Raw genomic sequence first — 17,510 nt, 5'->3', positions numbered from 1 at the left:
CAACACGGATCAAGGATCTCAATACACAAGTCACGAGTTTACAAAAGTATTGAAAGATAAGGACATTAAAATCAGTATGGATGGGAAAGGCCGGTGTATGGACAATATTTTCATAGAACGGCTATGGCGCAGCGTGAAATATGAAGAAATTTATGTAAACGAATTTCAATCCGTTGAGCAGCTGCGCAAGTCCTTGAAAAAATATTTCAATTTTTACAACCATGAACGACCTCACCAGAGTTTTAACGGGCAAACGCCAGCCGAAATATATTATGGTAAAAATCAGTTGAGGTTGGTGGGATGATGAAAACGATGTACCGAAAAACCCGCTCCAGCGGAAACCAACCCCTTCCGACGGGCAGAAGATTTTGGGGTGCCCATTCTCAGGGCCTGGTTTCCACTTCCGCTAGTCGCCGAAGCAAATCTGAACGCCGAACCGTGACACAGAATTACGAACATTTTCAAAATGGAAAATGACGCTTAAATTGAATGAAAAACTGTCTTGACATTGGGGTCCACTATAATCACCAGCAACCTTCCTTTTTCCAGGTGGGAACAGATTTTTAAAGATCCGATGACAACGGCTGCAGCCATCGACCGGCTTGTTCATCACAGCATTATCTTTGAATTGAATGTTGACAGCTATCGCATGGAGCAGGCCAAAAAAGAACCAAGATAATGTCCGAACACGAGATTCAGCATATATTAAGGAAAAAAATGAAGAAAAACAATATGCCTCCGGCGGCCCTACGGGGTATTTATTCCGCGCTAAGGCGCGGGGATTTAACGCATGAAGGACAAAAACATGGGGGGAAGGGCAGCATACATTGAACAGCATACTGCCCCCCATGTCTTCGTCACCAGTCACGGCGCTCGGGGTGCTTCCCAGCAGTTGCCCTATCCTCCGGACCGGCGTGGGGGATATTATCAATGTTACAAAAAATATCAAGCCAATAATGAGAAAAAAATACGAAATCAGCAGGTTATAAAGGAATGAGAAACGGGAATTTTAATTGTCGTTGAAGGAAAAAAATATTTGTCGTTGATCACCTTTAAGGGAGAGGCGAGAAGATATTCCTTTGCTGATCAGGCATTTTCTTGAAAAAGAATTTCTAACTGCCGGATTCACTGAAAAAAAGATTTCAACGGATGCCATTCAGTCCCTGGTGTCTTACGCCTGGCCCGGGAATATAAGAGAGCTTGAAAACCTGATTCGTTATCTTATGGTAACAACAGAGGATGAATATATTGACCTGGTAAACATACCCCTGCATGTAAGAGATCGGAACCCAATCCTGGATACTTACACGAATTCAGGGACGGCTTCCCCTGGAACAGCTTCCTCAGGAATAGCTTTCCCAGAAAAGACTAATGGTGAAGCCAATGATTTTATCATGAACCTGTGCAGCATGACCTGGCCCCAACTGGAAAAAGAGTATGTGGTATCGCTCTTGAAAAAAAACAACTGTAACATTACCTGGGCTGCCAAGGCTTCCGGCATCAACCGGTCCACATTTGCATCCAGGATGAGAAAACTTGACATCAGTCGCCAGCGCCAGGGTGATTAAAGATCGCTGATAAACTGTGCCATGATTTTTACAAGCCCTTTGTTCCAGCCAAAAACAAGGTGAGCCGGGTTGCGGGATAAAATGGGTTCCTGGGCCAGATAGGTCTTGCTGGAAATAACCTGGAAAGCTTTGCCTGTATTTTTTTTCAGAATCATTCTTATTTCAATTATGGCACGGGGATCATTTTTTGCCTGAAAATCTCCGTAAAGCCTTGTGATTTTACCGGATAAAAGGTAGGTGATGCCCTGTCTGCCATCGGTTGGGGCAGGCTTGAAAAGGTTTGAGCTGTAAAGATTTTCCGCAATTTTTTCTGTGATAAGCCGGGTTGGCGAATAGATAAATTCATTGTAATAATCGGTTACATATTTGTTTTTTTCAATGAGGTAAACAAAAGAGTGGGAATCAAATGCAGGATTTATAAAAAAATTTTTTACAAGAAGGGGATCACCACTGAAAACGCTGTTGGGTACTGCATCAGGCAATGTGGTTTGCAATTCAAAATAATTTTTGTCAGTAGGCTTTGTCTGTATGGTTGCACAACCTGAAAAGACAAAAAAAATGGTAAGCACGGTCAGAAAAACCAGTGAACTGGTTAATATGACGAAATGATTTTGCCTCATCAGTTGTTTCCCTCCGCATTGATTTTTCTGGGCGGCTTTTCAAAAAGAAGCCTGCCGGGATATTGTTTAAGGTCGTGGCTCATCTGTTTTAAATTCTCAGACGTGGTTTCAAGATTGTCAATAATCAGCTTGATCTTGTCGGAATTGAGCCAGATTATATTTTCCACTTGTTCGGACGTCCCTGCAAGGTTTTGCATCAACTGGTCAAGGTTGGAAGACAGGCTGTCGATTTTCGGTACCAGCCGTGCTTCAAGATCCCGGGTCATGTTCTTTGTGCTTCCGGCGGCTTTTTGGAAATCGTTGAGCGCATTGTTCAACGGTGTTTTTGAGGTCTCAACAATGGTTCTCAGTTCTGAAAAAGAGGCTTGTGCATCACTCAGAAGGTGTTTTACCTTGTCTGATCCGATTATTTGACTGATCTTCTGGTTGGTATCTTTGAGTTCCGTCAGCAGGGAGGCGGCAAGACCGGAGATATGTTCCATGTCAATGGTATTGATTTTTTGATTCAAGGTCTGTAACAGCAGATCAATGTCTGTTGTAATTCCTTTCAGATTTATGTCTGCCAGGTTATTAAGAATCAGGTTGAGAGTATCGCCCAATTGTTTGATATTGCTTTGTTGGGAAGGAATATAGATGTTTTGCGGGGACCAGGAAATATCAAGCACATCATCGGGATTTTGTACTGAATAATCGGTTTCAAGATAGGCTACGCCGGTAAGTCCCTTAAAGGAGAGGCGGATGACCAGGCCGTCCTTGATGGCGTTCCTGATTCGGATCGTTGAAGAGTTACCTGTCTGGCCTAAGGATATGCCGTTTTCAAGGGCGATGATCACCAGCACATAATCCGACTTGGTCTGGTATACACGGGCCGCACTGGTAATGGACTTGACCGTTCCGATTTTAATTCCTTTGTACTTTACCTCGGAGCCGATGCTCAGGCCCTGGACGGATTCATTGAAACAGGTTTCTGCGAGCAGCTTTTGTTTGAAAAATTTTCCCGCCCCGAAAATAATTAAAAATATCGTGCCAAGACCGAATGCAATAATTATAAACAGGCCGAGTTTAAAGAAATTTGTTTTTTGGGTCATTGTTCACCTTTGTCATTAGTCCGGTTAAAATCAACAGTTTTTTTTAAATCAGTGGTCCGGTTAAAAAATTTATGGACATAAGGGTTGGTGTGGTCATTTTTCAGTTGTTCAGGTGTGCCGGTTGCAATGATGCCTTTTGCCGTTTTTTCAAGCATGATGATCCTGTCGGATATGGCCTCAATGCTTGCCAGTTCATGGGTGACAATCACAAATGTGATTCCCAGGGATGATGCAAGATCCATGACCAGATGATCCAGCTCTGCCGATGTAATCGGGTCCAACCCTGCAGAGGGTTCATCCAGGAAAATAATGGAGGGGTCAAGAGCCATGGCACGGGCCAGTGCAGCTCTTTTTTTCATGCCGCCGGACAATTCTCCGGGCATGAGAAAAGCAGAGTTTTCAAGGCCGACCAGTTTGAGTTTCAACCAGGCAATATCTTCCATAACTGAACCGGGGAGGCGAGTAAATTCTTTTAACGGCAGGGTAATATTTTCCATCACCGTCATGGAGCCGAACAAGGCCCCGCTCTGAAAGGCTACCCCGATGTTCTGAAGGATACGGTTTCTGTCTTGTCCAGAGGCATCGGACAGGTTTTCTCCCAGGATTATAATTTTGCCTGAAATAGGTGGTAAAAGTCCGATCATATTCTTTAACAAAGTGCTTTTTCCACATCCTGACCCGCCGATAATCACAAACACTTCGCCTTTAAGCACTTCAAAATTGAGATTTTCAATAATTGCGGTATTGTTATACCCAGCAAAAAGGTTTTTTATTTTTATGGCGGTTTGAGTCTGTTTCATATTCCAAGGGTATAATAAATAATTGAAAAAATACCGTCAAACACGGCAATCAGTATAATGCCGGTGACAACGGCACGGGTGGTTGAAATCCCGACGGCAGACGGCCCGCTTTGGGTCTGGTATCCCCGGATGCAGCCGGTTGCGGCAATCAGAATTCCAAACACAAAGCATTTAATCAGTCCCCCTGCAAAATCAATCCATGTCACAAAGGATACAATCTGGTTGTAATAGGAAATAATAGGATATCCCATGGATGTGATCACAAGGGCACCGCCCAGCATTCCCACAAGGTTTGAAAATATGGTCAGCAAAGGGGTCATGATGGTTGAGGCAATGATCCTTGGTACAATCAAAAACCGTATTGGATTAATTCCCATGACCGTTAATGCATCAATCTCTTCATTGATCCGCATGGTCCCGATTTCAGCGGCAAAAGCCGAACCCGATCTTCCGGCCAGGATAATGGCGGTCATCAAGGGGCCAAGCTCTCTTACCATGGCGATTCCGATAAGATCGGCCACATAAAGTTCCGCCCCGAACATGCGCATGGGAATGGCTGCCTGAAAGGCCATGACAAGGCCCACAATAAAGCTGATCAGGGCAACGATGGGCAGGGCGTCAACCCCGGCCCTTTCGGCAACCTGCAAGGTGTCGGACCATCGAATTTTTTTGGGATGGATAAGGCTTTGAATCAATGCCCAGGTGATTTCTCCGGTGTAGGTTATAAATTCTGTTGTTTCCGATAAAAGCTCTGACAGTTTTTTCCCTTTATTCTCAACAAAGGAAAGTTTTTTCAAGGGAGAATAGATATTTTTTAGTTTTATGGTTTTTGCAAGATCAACAAGAGGCAAATGTTCCGGTTTAAGATTGACAATGCTGATTTCTTTTATCCCCAGGTTTTTGACCAGCATTTCCATGTGATGAATAAGTGTGGCCCCTGCCGTATCCAGGTATGTTAACTTTTCAAGGTCAAGGATCAGGTTTGCCGTACTACCGGCAGACATAGCGTGGATGACATCCTGCCAGATGCTGGATGCGCCTTTTGCATCAAGCTTACCGATAAGACAAATAATTGTTGTATTATCCTTGTTTGACACAGTAAATTCCGGCAGGGATGCCATATGTGCTTACCTTACAATAACCCTTTTGTTATAGTTTAAGTTCAAAAGTTAAGATAATAATTTATGCATACGGGTATATCATTAATTTCCAATGTTATTCAACTGATCCTCAAATTAATATGGGAATCAGGGGGTCTTTTTAACGGCAAGAGTTACCCATTCATCCATATGGTCTTCATGGATGACAACAAGATGACTGGCCTCAAGCGCTTTCATTACGTCGGCTTGCCGCTCTTTGATAATACCTGAAAGAACGGTTGTTGTTTTGTGTGTCATTCTCAAAGATATCTGTGGCAGGATGTCTACAATGACCTGGGCAATAATATTGGCGGCAATAAACCCAAAGGTTTGGGCAGGTTTTTGATCCTGTGGCATTGTATCTATAGGTGTACACAGAAGATCAAAGATTTCAGGGTCAATATCATTTTTGGCCAGGTTCTTTTTGGCCACATTTATGGCCACCTCGTCAGTATCAATGCCAACAAGGCATGAAGCACCAAGTTTTGCAGCCGCAACCATTAAAATTCCCGATCCTGTTCCAACATCCAGGAATGTTGAACCCGGCACAAGAAATGTTTCAATTTGCTTTATGCACATGGCTGTTGTCGGATGGGTTCCCGTGCCAAATGCCATACCAGGGTCAAGATGGATAACAATTTCATTTTCTTGTGCTGTATGGTCTTTCCATTCCGGTTTTATGGTAATTTTGTCTGTAACCTTTGTGACTTCAAAATAGTCCTTCCAGGCATCAGCCCAGTCTTTTTCATCAACAATCTGAGTTTTAATATTGGTTTTTATATCCAGACTCGACAGTTTTGCCGCTTGTTGCTTTATTTTTTCAAGTATGATGTCGGACGAATCAATCAGAGGGAGAAATCCTGTGATGGAGTTGATTTCAGGTTTTGGCAAAGTGTTTGTGCCAAAGCCTTCATCAGGTTCATCCAGAGGGATATCACACACCACCCCTTTGAGGCTGAAAGAAAAAAAAATATCACAGATCAGCTCTTCGGCCAACATCAAATCTTTTGTATCAAATTGAACAATGACTTTTTTGAATTTCATGGTTGTCAACTCTTTCGTGTATTTAAAATCCCATCTTCAAAGATATCTATTATTTTAGCTATGTCTGAACTCTTTTTTTATTTTTAATAAAGTTCATAAAAGAGAAAAAATCAATGAAAAATCTGCGCCAGGAATCTGGTAATTTCCATATCATAGAAAAGTATCCAAAAAGGACTTTATATCTCATAAAATGAGATCTGTAAAAATCTATAAACAGTGCTTCCATTTTTTCCTTGTTAATTCCATTGGGAATAAAAATAAATTCCATGCAGTCCATTTTCTCCCAATTTTCATCAAAAGTTCCTAAAGAGCCACCATCCTTGATTTGTTGGTAGATTGGAGAGCCGGGAAAAGGAGTGAATTTTGCAAGATTAAAGTCATCAATTGGCAGAGAATAAACATATTTTTTACTTTTTGATATACTTTCTTCTGTTTCCCCTGGAAGTCCCATCATCAAAAGGGCTTTTACACGTATTTTTGCTTTTTTAATTAATGTGATTTTTTCTCGAAGCATTTCAATATTTGCATTTTGTCTATGTTGTGCAAGAAGTTTTTGATCTCCTGTTTCAATACCCAGGCTAATCATCCAACACCCGGCAGCCTTCATTGCCGTAACAATTTCATGATCAAGATGTTCTGCTCTTGCAGCACAGTTAAAACTCATTTTAAGATCGCCTGAAATCATAAGATCACAAAATTTTAAAACTCTTTTTTTATGGAATGTGAATTGATCATCATAAAAATTTACATGCTTGATTCCAAAATTATGGTTTAAATATTTAAAATGTTTGTAAAGATATTCAGCACTGTTGAATCTGAAAGTTTTTCTGAATACGGATCTGTCACAATAACTGCATGAATAAGGACAGCCTCTGCTTGAAATACAGCTGGAATTCGGAGTTTTGGGGTAGTTGAAAATCGGGAGTTTGTATTTTTCGGGATACCCGTCAAGTTTTTCATATGCCGGGAAGGGCAGGGAGTCTAAATCAAGTAAATTTTTTCTGTATCCGGTAAAAACAACTTTATTATCATAATTTTTGTAGACAATGTTTTTAATATCGGAAAGGTTCTTGTTGTCAGCTTCTATTAGTTCAGTAAGTGTCTGCTCTCCTTCACCTACGACCACATAATCAACAATGTTAAAATTATTTATAATTGATTCTTTTAAAGCTGAAACATGTGCGCCACCAAAAACAATTTTAATGTCAGAAAGTATTGATTTTGAGATTTTTGCAATACGTATTCCATCCATAAAAGTTGAAGTTGAACAGGAAAAACCAATATAGTCAGGTTTTTCAGTTTCAAGATATTTATTGATTTTCTTGTCTGCATCAGGATGGGCATAGCAATCAATTATATCACAATCAATTTGTCGTAAAAGCAAATAGGCGCAAATGCTTGCAATGCCAAGTGGTGGTGTAATATTAGCGATTCTTGAAATATCAGTGGATGCTTTATCAGATTTATAACCCAAAGGATGAACAAGCAGAATTTTTTTATTTTTACGGTTCATGATCATATCAGTTTCCTGAAAGCCCGTTTTGTTTTTGGATTATATCGTCTATATGTACCATCTTTGATTTCTTTCTGGATAACTTTATAAAAAAGCGAACCCATTTTTGTTTGCTGACCTCCATTGGCATAAAAGGTTTCCCAGGCAAGATCATACATTGCCTCAAGTCTTTCAGGGGATATTTGCTTTGGCTGGAAAACTACATTATCACACGAATACTTGCTCCAGTCATTGTGCAGAATCCTTCCTTCTTTTTCAAATTTTCTTCTGATAGGACTTTCCGGGAAAGGTGTAAGAATTGTAAACTCAGCCATATCAAGATTTGTTTCCATGAGAAAATCAATCAAACGCTTAATATAATCTTCATCTTGTTCATCAGTACCTAAAAGAATTGTTCCTTCTACCCCGATTCCATGATCATGGAGGCGTTTTATTCTGTCTTTGATAACATCTGATGTATCAACAATTGCTTGATAAACATACCAGCATCCAGCTTCAGCAGCAAGTTTAAGCACATCATCATCATAAACAATAGGATGTGAAACCCATTTCTTTTTTAAGGGTATCATTTCTCTAAAAAGATCCATTACCCACTCTTTATCCTGAGCAAGGGAGTTGTCCACAATAAAAAGACGGTTGTTTTTTATTTCACTTATCTCTTTAATGACTGTATCAATGGGACGTGGCCTGAATTTACTACCACCTAAAAAATTATTGCAACATGGAAAACAATTGAATTTGCAACCACGGGATGCATGAACAAGATCAACCATTTGAATGCCTCTGTAGGCATAGAGTTCATGATCAAGAATATCTCTCCTGGCAGGTCCAATTGTATTGGTGTCAGGGTGATCTTGCATATAATCATAAACTTTTTTTAACTCACCATTTTTAAAGTCTTCAAGAAGCTTTGTAAGCCTTCCATCTTCAACTTCACCAAGGAATACAGAATCAGCATGTTCCATGACTTCTTTGGGATGAAGCATAACTGCAATGCCTCCAAAAATCACAGGAACCCCTTCTTTTCTATATTTATCAGCAATTTCTAATGCTCTTGGAATCTGGCAGGAAAGAAGTACTGAGATTGCAATAATATCATAGGTCGTGTCATATTGAATAGTTTGTACATTTTCATCAAAAAAATGAAGATCAACGTATTCTGGTAGAGCTGCGGAAAACACAACCGGTGCATGGGGAGGAAGATGAAATACTGTCTGATGCCTGAGTTTTTTCCATTCAGGAAAGATTAGTTGCATTTTCATAATATTAAATTGTCCTTAATTTATTGTTTTCTATACAAACTTGAGCAAGATCAAGGAGACTTTCTATATTCTTTTCATTAAAAAAAAAATTACCGTTTTCATCTTCTTTTATTTTGCCATAATTATGTTTTTGTTCTTTTTTGCTGATTGTAAAAAAAAGACTTCCTGCAAAACAATCATCTCTGTTGTTTAACTGTTTCTCTAAAATTTTTGGAATGTTTACATCGCAGACGCCGCATATTACAATTTCAGATTCCTCGGAATTTAATATGTCAAATGTCATTTTAAGTGCGGTAATTCCATTTGTACTGTCTTCATTAATAGCAAAACATTGACCGGTTGTTTTTAAATAAATTGAAGTTTCGCCTAAAAATGCATTTGGAAGTGCATATGCAAACAGGGCTGGGCTGGCATTCTTGCCATTTTCAGATTTGATTGTTTGAAAATAATTATTATCAGTATCAAGACATCTAAAATGTGTTGATACAACTATAGCAGTATTGGATGTTTTATTGTTTTCAACTGGTTCAGCAGTAATTAATTGAGCATCTTTATAGGCAAAATATGCACCTGTAAAACCAATTTTTGAAAAAAAGTCCATCCTGCCAAAAGGTTTATAAGGTTTTTCTAAAACATCTTTTCTTGTTATGGGGGAAAGTTTTCCAGGTTTTGGATTAAAGGTTTTAAAATCCCTGCCACATCCAAATGATTCAGGAGTCACAAAACCTATGCCGCATATATAATAATCCATTAACAATTTATCCTTTTTAAAACTAAAGCAGCATTTGTTCCGGCAAAACCGGAATTTGTACTTAAAAGATAATTTTTAAAAAACGATACATTGTCAGAACTTATTAAATTTTCAGCATCTTTTTCAGGGTTTGAAAAACCACAGGTTCCAGGAAGTATATGTTCTTTAAGCATTAATGTCCCAACGGCTGCTTCAATTCCGCCTGCACCACCCAAAGTGTGTCCAATTGAACCTTTAAATGAATTTGCCGGTATCTTTATGTCTTTAAAAATATTTTTTAATGCATTAATTTCCATGGAATCATTATATATAGTTCCTGTGCCATGAGTATTGACTGCACCAATTTGATCAGCATTTATTTTAGCCGTTTTAAGAGCATTTTTGACAGCCATGATTAATCCACGTCCGTCCTTTGCCGGTGCGGTAATATGAGTGGCGTCGGATGCAATGCCATATCCTGCAATGGATGTGTTAAACTCAATATGATTTTTTTTTGCAAGTTCTTCATTCATAAGAAGGATTGCCGCCCCTCCATCACCAAGATTCAACCCTTTTCTGTTAATATCAAAAGGTTGTGTAGGGCATGCAGAGAGTGCGTTTAACGCGGAAAAACCTGAAAAAACAAATTCACTTACAATATCAGCACAAAATATAAGAACAGAGTCTGCTCTTTTGTTTTTAATCATTTGCGTGCCTTTAATAATAGCAATTGTTGGGGAAGCGCAGGCAGAATTTATATTTATTCCGCTGTCTTTCAGGTTTAATTTTCGAGCTATGTATTTAGGGATATTGGAAGGGATCAGGTATTTGTTTATAGAGCATTTTTTTTTTTCGTTTTTTTCAAACAGATCAACACATGCTTGTGTCGTAGCTGTTAACAAACGGCAATTTTTGGGTATGTCATTCAGTTGGTCAATGATCAAATCAGTAAGATTTAAGAAACTGCTTCTATTTTCAGGTGTCTCTATATCTTTAATGAGTGCTGCATATTTACTTCTATAGTTTTTAGTTTCAAATCGATCAATTTTCTTAATGCCTGATTTTTTATTTAAAAAAGATTGAAAAGTAGAGGTCAAATCTGAGCCGACAGATGTAACAACAGAGGTTTGAGCAATAACAACATTTCTCATTTAATTTTCCCTTTTTCCCACATCTTACAAAAATTTTTATAATATTCAGGCTGGGTTAAAAAGAGTTCATATTTTAGGTTAAGCAGCATTTGAATAACATATCCTGTTGCAGCTATTGTATTATCTTGTTTTTTGATTATATACTCAGTTGAAATTTTTGAAGCCTCGGTATAATGCAAAATACATTCGATTGATATCTCTTCTCTAAAGAAAACAGGTTTTTTAAAGTCAATATGAATTTTTTTTAATGGAGCTAAAATTCCATTGTTAAAAAGATCAAAATAACTGATTTTATATTTTTCACCCAAAGATACCCTGGCATCCTCAAAATAGCTTGCAAACCTTCCATGCCAGGCAATACCCATAGAATCGATTTCTTCAAATCTTGTAATGGTTTTTACAATGGCTCTTAAAGGTTCAGGTGCATCTTTTGCTGTTTTAAAATATGGTTTATTCATAAGATTCAGGCTACTCCACCATTTACTCCAATTACCTGTCCTGTTATATAGGAGGCTTGATTTGAACATAAAAAGCCAACAAGCGCGCTTACTTCTTCAACTGTTCCAAGTCTTGCACACGGTATCATTTTTGTGATTTCATCAAGGGGCATTCCATCAAGCATTCCAGTATCAATAAATCCTGGAGACACAGCATTAACAGTAATATTTCTTTTGGCTATTTCTTTTGCCAAAGCTTTTGTTGCTCCAATTATACCGGCTTTGGCAGCAGAATAATTAACCTGGCCTGCATTACCAACTTGTCCAGCTGTGGATGAAATATTGACTATCCTTCCAAAACGTTTGGTAATCATATTTTTAACAATTAATTTTGATACATTAAAAAAAGATGCAAGATTGGTATCTAAAACATTTTTCCAGTCAGACTCCTGCATGAATGCCATGAGTTTATCGTTTCTGATCCCGGCATTATTAACAAGGATATCGACTTTTTCATGGGTCTTGAGTATTGAGTTTACAGCTTGTTCAGATTCTTTTGCATTACTCACATCAAATTGCAGGGCTTTGGCTATACCACCATTTTTTTCAATTAATTTGCAGGTTTCAAGGGCTCCTTTTTTATCTGTTTGAAAGTTTACATAGACAACTCTTCCTTTTTGTCCTAGTTCCACAGCAATAGCCTGTCCAATACCTTTACTGGCACCTGTTACCAATACTATCTGTTCAGAATTTTCATTCATACTATGTCCTTTTAATTTTTTGACTCAATGTTTTTTCTATAGATTCAACTTCAATAAATTCCTTGGGTATTTTGTATGAATCAAGGTGCTGTAAACAATACTTTTTTAGTTTAAAAACATTAAGCTCTTCTTTGGATGCCAATACAAACTCAGCTATGGGTAGTTGTCCGTAAACATCATGTCTTTCAGCAAAGACCCTTACTTCTTTAATGTTGTCATAACTTAAAATAATTTTTTCTACTTCTTCAGGAAATATTTTCATGCCTGCAAAATTTATAATGTTTTTAGATCTGCCTGAAATAAAAAGATAAGAATTTTTTAAATATCCGATATCACCTGTATCAAACCATTGAGTTTGCTTTTTCCAGGGGGAAATGTATGCAGAATACATTCCTTTTCCTTTAAGATAAATTCTACCCTGACCTTTATCATCAGGATCTTTAATCTTTAGATCATAGGATGGTAAAAGTTTTCCCACAGAACAAATATATTCATCATCAAATCTGTCATTAATAAACGGCAGGCCAACTTCGATAATACCATAGGCCTGGCTAAGATGAATATTGAATTTATCATAAAATTTTCGTTCTGTTTTCTTATTGAGGGATACAGCTGTTACCACAGCCATACGAACATCCGACAACAATGTGCTTGAAATATTTTTATGAGTTGCAAGCAAATTATAATAAAAAGGTGAAGCATATAAAAATGTAGGTTTAATTGTCTCAAACGAGTCAATAAAACCTGTAGGGAAGTTATTCTGGGATAAAACAATATGGGCACGTTTACGCAAAAAAAGAAGAATGCTGACTACAAAATGGAAGCTCATGGATAAAAACCAGCCAATAATATCATTTGAAGCTATATTAAGCCTTTCATCAGCAGCAGAGGTTCTGTCGATAATTGCCTGATGAGTTAATAACACTCCTTTGCTTTCTCCGGTTGTGCCTGATGAAAAACGAATAAAGGCAGGACTATTAACTTCCATATAATATTTTGAATATTTGATATTTTTATCAATTTCATAAAGATAAAGTTTATCAAGGTATTTTTCTGAAACAATAGAATATGTTGTAATTTTTTTTTCAGATACAATATATTTAACTTTAATCCGATTGCATAAAATTTCTAACTCATTAGAGGAAAGAGAAGGAGATATGGGAACAATAACAGCATCAGTATCTAAAATTGCAAGTGCCATAATAACATATTCTATTGAATCTTCACAAAAAAGAGCGATACGGTCGTGACTTGTAAAACCGATTATAGAGAGCTTTTTGCTATATTTTTCAACCTCTTTAAACAGTTCTGAATATGTGATTGAATTTTTCAATCCATCTTTTACCGATCTGGTTACAGCAAGATTACTGTTTTGTTCAAAATTTTCTTTTCTTATAATATCAACAATATTAGTTCGTTGTTGCTTATTAATCATCATAGGAAAATCCTTCTTTTTTTGCCTTTTCAAGAAGTTCATCTTTTTTTAGATGATGCAAGCTTTCAGGGTAGTCTTTGTAAATACTATAAAGAGAAAAAACATATTTTATGCCATAATGCAGTGCCCGAAAAAAATCTTTGAGCGGCACCTTGATTTTATTGACCCGCAAAGGATTTGAACGCAGCGCAATTGCATATAAGCGACCAAAATGCTGGTAAAATCGTTTGACAGTCATGTTAGTGGGAATGACAGTATGCATGCAATCATAGTATTTAAAAGGATCGCAAATAAATTCTTCCTTATGATGTACAAAAAGTGGTGTGCCGGGTGATGGTGATAAAACTGTAAAAGTTACTTCTGAAGGGCATAAATCAATTACATCTTTTTCAAGACGTTTGAAATCATTTTTGTCAAAATCCGGATGAACAATAAAAGCGGCATGAAGCATAATTCCACAATCTTTTATTATTTTTATAGCCTTTTTATTTGTTTCATATCCTGTTTTTTTATTATAATCCTCAAGTCGTTTCTCATCCATTGATTCGAGCCCAACATATACTACATCAAGCCCAACTTCTTTCCAGAGCTTAAATACTTCCGGGTGCTTTGAGATGGTATCGCTTCTTGCCCAGCTGATATATTTTTTATTTATTTTATGTTCTTTTAAAAGTTCAGCTATTTTAGTAACACGTTTTATATTAATAAACATCTCATCATCAACAAAATAGATATAGTCTTCTTTTAAATTTTTAATTTCATCAACCACATCCTCGGGGCTGCGTTGTAAATATGCTTTGTTCATAACATGATGAATCACACAAAAAGAGCATGAAAAAGGGCATCCCAGTGACGTCCTGAGGCTTGCAACCCGTGGGAATAATTTATCTGCTTTTCCTGAGTCGCTATGGGTCCAGATACAAAAATATTTAGCTCTGTCTACTAAATCACGTCGGGGTAAGGGAATGGAGGTAACATCAACATAGGTCGGTGGGTTTTTTCCGGCATCTTTTTCAAAATCAGGGTCAGTTGGATCAAGAATATTTGAACCATTGTGGAGTTTAGCATTTGCTTCAAGATTTGCAATAATTTCAGATATTGCATTTGCACCTTCTCCCCGAACAACAGCTGAAATGCAATTATCATTAAAATCATAAGGGCGCAAAGTTGCATGCACTCCACCAACAATAATATGAGATCGGGGGAGTATCTCTTTAGTTTTTCCGGCAAGGTCTTTTACAATATAAAGAGCCGTACTGTAAGCACCAAAACCTATTAAATCCGGTTTAAAGTCTTTAAGTGTTTGAAAAAATATTTTTTGTGGCTTTTTTTCTACACTAAGATCAAGAATGCGGGCATCATGTTTTTTATTAATACCACCAGCAGTTATCTCAAGTTCAAGTGGCTCTAAATGTAAAAATCCTTCCTGAAGTCTTTTTGCAACTTTTAGTTCAGTATATGGTTTGACTAATAGTACTTTCATAGTCGTAATGCTTTCATATTATTTGTTTTTAAATATTTTAACGCATTAATAACTGCTTGCTCGCCTGTTGCCATACATACTCCCATAACTCTGGCTGATGCATGTATCTGTTCTGATACCCTGATATTTTTTCCGGCAAGAAAAAGATTGTGAATCTTATCATCTTTTAAAGCAGACACTGGAATACAAAAAGGCTTGTCCTTTTTACAATATTGATATTGAGTGCCTTTGTTTATATCCCATTTCTCTGTTGGCCAGTAACTTTTAACAGCTATGTCTCTATCATGAGTTTTGTGATTAATTAACGTATTAGCCTGGATATTACTGTAACTTCTTAAATGAATATTTTCAGAGGCTTTGATGAATTTTAACTGGGATAACTCTTTAATGTTTTTGTTTAATTTTTCATAAATAAACTGGCATGTCTCCACATCTTCATGGTTTTTTACGGAAAATTTCAAAATATATTTTTTTGTCAGAAAATTGTAAGTTATGGTTATGAATTTAAGATATTCATTAAGCTCGTACTCTTTGATAATTTTTCGAGCAGTATAAGGGATTATCAAAGACAAATCTTTGTTTAAACAACCGTCTAACAGAATACAATATCCTCCAAGCTGGGAGTTGTTTTCAAGGGTTTTGTCTGAAAAATACCCGTTTCCTGTTGCATCAATAAAAATATCAGCATAGAGATTAATATTTTTTTTTTGAGTGCCATGCTCAATTGCAATTGTTATGCTTTGAATTTTTTTATTTTCAGACATCACTTTTATACACTTGCTTTTTTTAAAAAAAGTAAAATTATTTTTCTTTAAATGTTTAGAAAAATAGCCCCATAAATCTTTTTGAATAAATGCAAGAGTTTCAACTTTTCCAATTTTAACAAGAGACTTGTCACCATAGCATTCACGCAAAAATTTAAAAATATCAGAACAAATTCCAGGATTAGCAATTTGAAAAGGTTTTGACCTGTCATTTTGAAAAAGACCGCAAATATATGTGTGAAAGCAATCTTGTGCAATACCTCCTAAGTAATGATTTTTTTCTACAAGTGCTGTCCTCATTCCAGAATTAACAGCAGTCAGTGCAGAAGAAAGACCTGCTATTCCTGCTCCAACAATTATGGCATCAAATTTTTTCATTGGTTGGGCCGAAAAGTTATCCTTGAAATTATTTCTTCTTGTAAGTATTTGCCATCTTGCTTACTAAGATTATTGTCAAAACTTGATATAACCATATTTATTTTTTTATTAAATCGTGTAAAAAACACTCCAATGCCTGGATTTATAGGGACTAAAGGCATATGAAAAAGATTTAAAACTTCAAAGTTTTGTACAGATTTTAAATTGAATGCCTGTTCTGAAATATAAGAAAATGAGAAAGAACAAGGTTTTTTTCTCATTCTAAAATTCATAAAAAATGAAAGGATTTTAAGCGGCATGATGCGCATCAGTAAAGATGCATTAATAAAATGATATGGTATTTTGTTCTTAACCTGATCAATAAACTGGGTTTTAAAACTTATTATATAATCAGTTATAGATAGACCTTGTTTGACATTAAAGAGCATAAAAGAGACATTGTTAAAAAATATTTTTGCGGTACTGAATTTGGTTTCACGAACATCCACATTGATTGGAACAAGCATGTTACCCTGACTGTTGCGCTTTTTGAATAGAGAATCAAAACTCTTTGTAACACAGCTTAAGATATAAATGCCATTCATGAGATAGCCTGCTTTTTTTATGGCATTTTCATCTATTGTACTGGTCTGTTTCTCAGAAAAGGTAAAGCAATGAAAACAATGTGAATTATTCGATTCTGATTTAGATGCATCAGACTGATCATTAATTTGAACGACTTGAATTTCTTTTGAATATATTGATCTTAAAAAACGATTAATACGTTGACCTGATAAAAAACGACTTTTCCATAAATTCAGTTGAGCGCCTTGTGATGGCAAGGTATATTTTTCGTCAGATTTTTGTTCATCCAAAAGATATCCAAGTAAAGCTTCTGCTCCCCTTGCATCAAACATTCTATGATTAAATCTCATAATCAAATAGGTGCTATTATTAGAATGAATAAGATCAAAACCAAGAAGGGTTTTGTCATCTTTAAAAGGAGTTCTTGCACAATCTTGAATAATTTTATTAAGATTATTTTCAATTGTTTGGTTATTTGATTCTAATTTAAAAAATCGAATATCCTCAGGATCAAAATTTTGTTGTTCTGAAACCCAATAAGGTGCAAGATGCCAAGCACGTTTAGTTTTACCCCGTAAAAAAGCACTATTAGACAGGGTTTTAGAAAGTTTATTTGTTAGGTTCTTTTTATCAAGATATCCTTTCAATACAAGCACAAGTTGGGAGTGATTGCCAAGCCCTGTATGCTTTATATTAATTCTATCCAGGGCTGCCATGACCCAGTCAATGCCATTTAAGTAATAACGCCGGGATGTGTTAAAAAAAATCATTAA

Annotated in this window: 19 protein-coding genes; 4 read left to right on the top strand and 15 right to left on the bottom strand. The window is 36.7% G+C overall.

The window, feature by feature from the left end; genetic code table 11:
- From BLT94_RS14715 to BLT94_RS14700, 4 genes are all read left to right on the top strand, one after another.
- Nucleotides 1–304: integrase core domain-containing protein (locus BLT94_RS14715; RefSeq protein ID WP_139169040.1), on the top strand; the 304-nt coding region annotated here is incomplete at its 5' end.
- Between the two features lie 204 nt (nt 305–508).
- Nucleotides 509–679: an ATP-binding protein gene (locus tag BLT94_RS14710; RefSeq protein ID WP_281243388.1), complete on the top strand. Its 171-nt coding sequence runs from the start codon at nt 509–511 to the stop codon at nt 677–679.
- Nucleotides 680–790: 111 nt separating this feature from the next.
- Nucleotides 791–997, top strand: coding sequence for a hypothetical protein (locus BLT94_RS14705; protein WP_092235597.1), 207 nt, complete (start codon nt 791–793; stop codon nt 995–997).
- A gap of 82 nt (nt 998–1,079) precedes the next feature.
- A complete protein-coding gene (locus BLT94_RS14700) occupies nt 1,080–1,568 on the top strand; it encodes an AAA-type ATPase lid domain-containing protein (protein ID WP_245743140.1) in 489 nt (162 codons plus the stop codon).
- On the opposite strand, the gene BLT94_RS14695 is transcribed toward BLT94_RS14700, so the two are convergent.
- The 15 genes from BLT94_RS14695 to BLT94_RS14625 form a co-directional block, all read right to left on the bottom strand.
- Nucleotides 1,565–2,188: an ABC-type transport auxiliary lipoprotein family protein gene (locus BLT94_RS14695; RefSeq protein WP_092235591.1), complete on the bottom strand. Its 624-nt coding sequence runs from the start codon at nt 2,186–2,188 to the stop codon at nt 1,565–1,567. The two genes, BLT94_RS14700 and BLT94_RS14695, sit on opposite strands and share 4 nt — an antisense overlap.
- Nucleotides 2,188–3,276: an MlaD family protein gene (locus BLT94_RS14690; protein ID WP_092235588.1), complete on the bottom strand. Its 1,089-nt coding sequence runs from the start codon at nt 3,274–3,276 to the stop codon at nt 2,188–2,190. The genes BLT94_RS14695 and BLT94_RS14690 overlap by 1 nt, the downstream gene beginning before the upstream one ends.
- Entirely contained in the window at nt 3,273–4,076 is an 804-nt protein-coding gene (locus BLT94_RS14685; RefSeq protein WP_092235585.1) for an ABC transporter ATP-binding protein, read from the bottom strand. Before BLT94_RS14685 ends, BLT94_RS14690 begins: the two co-directional genes overlap by 4 nt.
- The gene (locus BLT94_RS14680) at nt 4,073–5,197 is read right to left on the bottom strand and encodes an MlaE family lipid ABC transporter permease subunit (RefSeq protein WP_014959198.1); all 1,125 of its coding nucleotides are present in this window, start codon (nt 5,195–5,197) and stop codon (nt 4,073–4,075) included. Before BLT94_RS14680 ends, BLT94_RS14685 begins: the two co-directional genes overlap by 4 nt.
- A gap of 126 nt (nt 5,198–5,323) precedes the next feature.
- Nucleotides 5,324–6,259 (bottom strand): 50S ribosomal protein L11 methyltransferase, encoded by a 936-nt coding sequence (gene prmA, locus BLT94_RS14675; RefSeq protein ID WP_014959197.1) that lies wholly within the window; start codon nt 6,257–6,259, stop codon nt 5,324–5,326.
- Nucleotides 6,260–6,317: 58 nt separating this feature from the next.
- Nucleotides 6,318–7,772: a B12-binding domain-containing radical SAM protein gene (locus tag BLT94_RS14670; protein ID WP_245743139.1), complete on the bottom strand. Its 1,455-nt coding sequence runs from the start codon at nt 7,770–7,772 to the stop codon at nt 6,318–6,320.
- Between the two features lie 2 nt (nt 7,773–7,774).
- The gene (locus BLT94_RS14665; protein ID WP_014959195.1) at nt 7,775–9,034 is read right to left on the bottom strand and encodes a B12-binding domain-containing radical SAM protein; all 1,260 of its coding nucleotides are present in this window, start codon (nt 9,032–9,034) and stop codon (nt 7,775–7,777) included.
- Nucleotides 9,035–9,038: 4 nt separating this feature from the next.
- The gene (locus tag BLT94_RS14660; protein ID WP_014959194.1) at nt 9,039–9,785 is read right to left on the bottom strand and encodes a beta-ketoacyl synthase N-terminal-like domain-containing protein; all 747 of its coding nucleotides are present in this window, start codon (nt 9,783–9,785) and stop codon (nt 9,039–9,041) included.
- Nucleotides 9,785–10,915, bottom strand: coding sequence for a beta-ketoacyl-[acyl-carrier-protein] synthase family protein (locus BLT94_RS14655; RefSeq protein ID WP_014959193.1), 1,131 nt, complete (start codon nt 10,913–10,915; stop codon nt 9,785–9,787). The genes BLT94_RS14660 and BLT94_RS14655 overlap by 1 nt, the downstream gene beginning before the upstream one ends.
- Nucleotides 10,912–11,442 carry an acyl-CoA thioesterase gene (locus BLT94_RS14650; RefSeq protein ID WP_139169039.1) on the bottom strand — a complete coding sequence of 177 codons (531 nt, stop codon included), beginning with the start codon at nt 11,440–11,442 and terminating at the stop codon, nt 10,912–10,914. Before BLT94_RS14650 ends, BLT94_RS14655 begins: the two co-directional genes overlap by 4 nt.
- Nucleotides 11,379–12,113 (bottom strand): 3-oxoacyl-ACP reductase FabG, encoded by a 735-nt coding sequence (fabG, locus tag BLT94_RS14645; protein WP_014959191.1) that lies wholly within the window; start codon nt 12,111–12,113, stop codon nt 11,379–11,381. The genes BLT94_RS14650 and fabG overlap by 64 nt, the downstream gene beginning before the upstream one ends.
- Nucleotide 12,114: 1 nt before the next feature.
- Nucleotides 12,115–13,551 carry a class I adenylate-forming enzyme family protein gene (locus BLT94_RS14640; protein ID WP_041279655.1) on the bottom strand — a complete coding sequence of 479 codons (1,437 nt, stop codon included), beginning with the start codon at nt 13,549–13,551 and terminating at the stop codon, nt 12,115–12,117.
- Nucleotides 13,541–15,031 (bottom strand): B12-binding domain-containing radical SAM protein, encoded by a 1,491-nt coding sequence (locus BLT94_RS14635; protein ID WP_092235575.1) that lies wholly within the window; start codon nt 15,029–15,031, stop codon nt 13,541–13,543. The genes BLT94_RS14640 and BLT94_RS14635 overlap by 11 nt, the downstream gene beginning before the upstream one ends.
- Nucleotides 15,028–16,173: an FAD-dependent oxidoreductase gene (locus BLT94_RS14630; RefSeq protein ID WP_092235572.1), complete on the bottom strand. Its 1,146-nt coding sequence runs from the start codon at nt 16,171–16,173 to the stop codon at nt 15,028–15,030. Before BLT94_RS14630 ends, BLT94_RS14635 begins: the two co-directional genes overlap by 4 nt.
- Nucleotides 16,170–17,507 (bottom strand): hypothetical protein, encoded by a 1,338-nt coding sequence (locus tag BLT94_RS14625; RefSeq protein WP_092235569.1) that lies wholly within the window; start codon nt 17,505–17,507, stop codon nt 16,170–16,172. Before BLT94_RS14625 ends, BLT94_RS14630 begins: the two co-directional genes overlap by 4 nt.
- Between the last annotated feature and the right edge of the window lie 3 nt (nt 17,508–17,510).

It is taken from the genome of Desulfobacula phenolica, assembly GCF_900105645.1.
In the GTDB taxonomy this organism is placed as follows: domain Bacteria; phylum Desulfobacterota; class Desulfobacteria; order Desulfobacterales; family Desulfobacteraceae; genus Desulfobacula; species Desulfobacula toluolica.
The sequence above is the reverse complement of the archived record's forward strand: the minus strand, read 5'-3'. Positions and strand labels throughout refer to the sequence as shown.

What these genes read in the sequence shown, in the direction of transcription:
- BLT94_RS14705 (WP_092235597.1), top strand. Translation starts at nt 791, where the DNA reads ATGAAGGACAAAAACATGGGGGGAAGGGCAGCATACATTGAACAGCAT.
- BLT94_RS14695 (WP_092235591.1), bottom strand. Translation starts at nt 2,188, where the DNA reads ATGAGGCAAAATCATTTCGTCATATTAACCAGTTCACTGGTTTTTCTG.
- BLT94_RS14690 (WP_092235588.1), bottom strand. Translation starts at nt 3,276, where the DNA reads ATGACCCAAAAAACAAATTTCTTTAAACTCGGCCTGTTTATAATTATT.
- BLT94_RS14685 (WP_092235585.1), bottom strand. Translation starts at nt 4,076, where the DNA reads ATGAAACAGACTCAAACCGCCATAAAAATAAAAAACCTTTTTGCTGGG.
- BLT94_RS14680 (WP_014959198.1), bottom strand. Translation starts at nt 5,197, where the DNA reads ATGGCATCCCTGCCGGAATTTACTGTGTCAAACAAGGATAATACAACA.
- prmA (WP_014959197.1), bottom strand. Translation starts at nt 6,259, where the DNA reads ATGAAATTCAAAAAAGTCATTGTTCAATTTGATACAAAAGATTTGATG.
- BLT94_RS14670 (WP_245743139.1), bottom strand. Translation starts at nt 7,772, where the DNA reads ATGAACCGTAAAAATAAAAAAATTCTGCTTGTTCATCCTTTGGGTTAT.
- BLT94_RS14665 (WP_014959195.1), bottom strand. Translation starts at nt 9,034, where the DNA reads ATGAAAATGCAACTAATCTTTCCTGAATGGAAAAAACTCAGGCATCAG.
- BLT94_RS14660 (WP_014959194.1), bottom strand. Translation starts at nt 9,785, where the DNA reads ATGGATTATTATATATGCGGCATAGGTTTTGTGACTCCTGAATCATTT.
- BLT94_RS14655 (WP_014959193.1), bottom strand. Translation starts at nt 10,915, where the DNA reads ATGAGAAATGTTGTTATTGCTCAAACCTCTGTTGTTACATCTGTCGGC.
- BLT94_RS14650 (WP_139169039.1), bottom strand. Translation starts at nt 11,442, where the DNA reads ATGTTCAAATCAAGCCTCCTATATAACAGGACAGGTAATTGGAGTAAA.
- fabG (WP_014959191.1), bottom strand. Translation starts at nt 12,113, where the DNA reads ATGAATGAAAATTCTGAACAGATAGTATTGGTAACAGGTGCCAGTAAA.
- BLT94_RS14640 (WP_041279655.1), bottom strand. Translation starts at nt 13,551, where the DNA reads ATGATGATTAATAAGCAACAACGAACTAATATTGTTGATATTATAAGA.
- BLT94_RS14635 (WP_092235575.1), bottom strand. Translation starts at nt 15,031, where the DNA reads ATGAAAGTACTATTAGTCAAACCATATACTGAACTAAAAGTTGCAAAA.
- BLT94_RS14630 (WP_092235572.1), bottom strand. Translation starts at nt 16,173, where the DNA reads ATGAAAAAATTTGATGCCATAATTGTTGGAGCAGGAATAGCAGGTCTT.
- BLT94_RS14625 (WP_092235569.1), bottom strand. Translation starts at nt 17,507, where the DNA reads ATGATTTTTTTTAACACATCCCGGCGTTATTACTTAAATGGCATTGAC.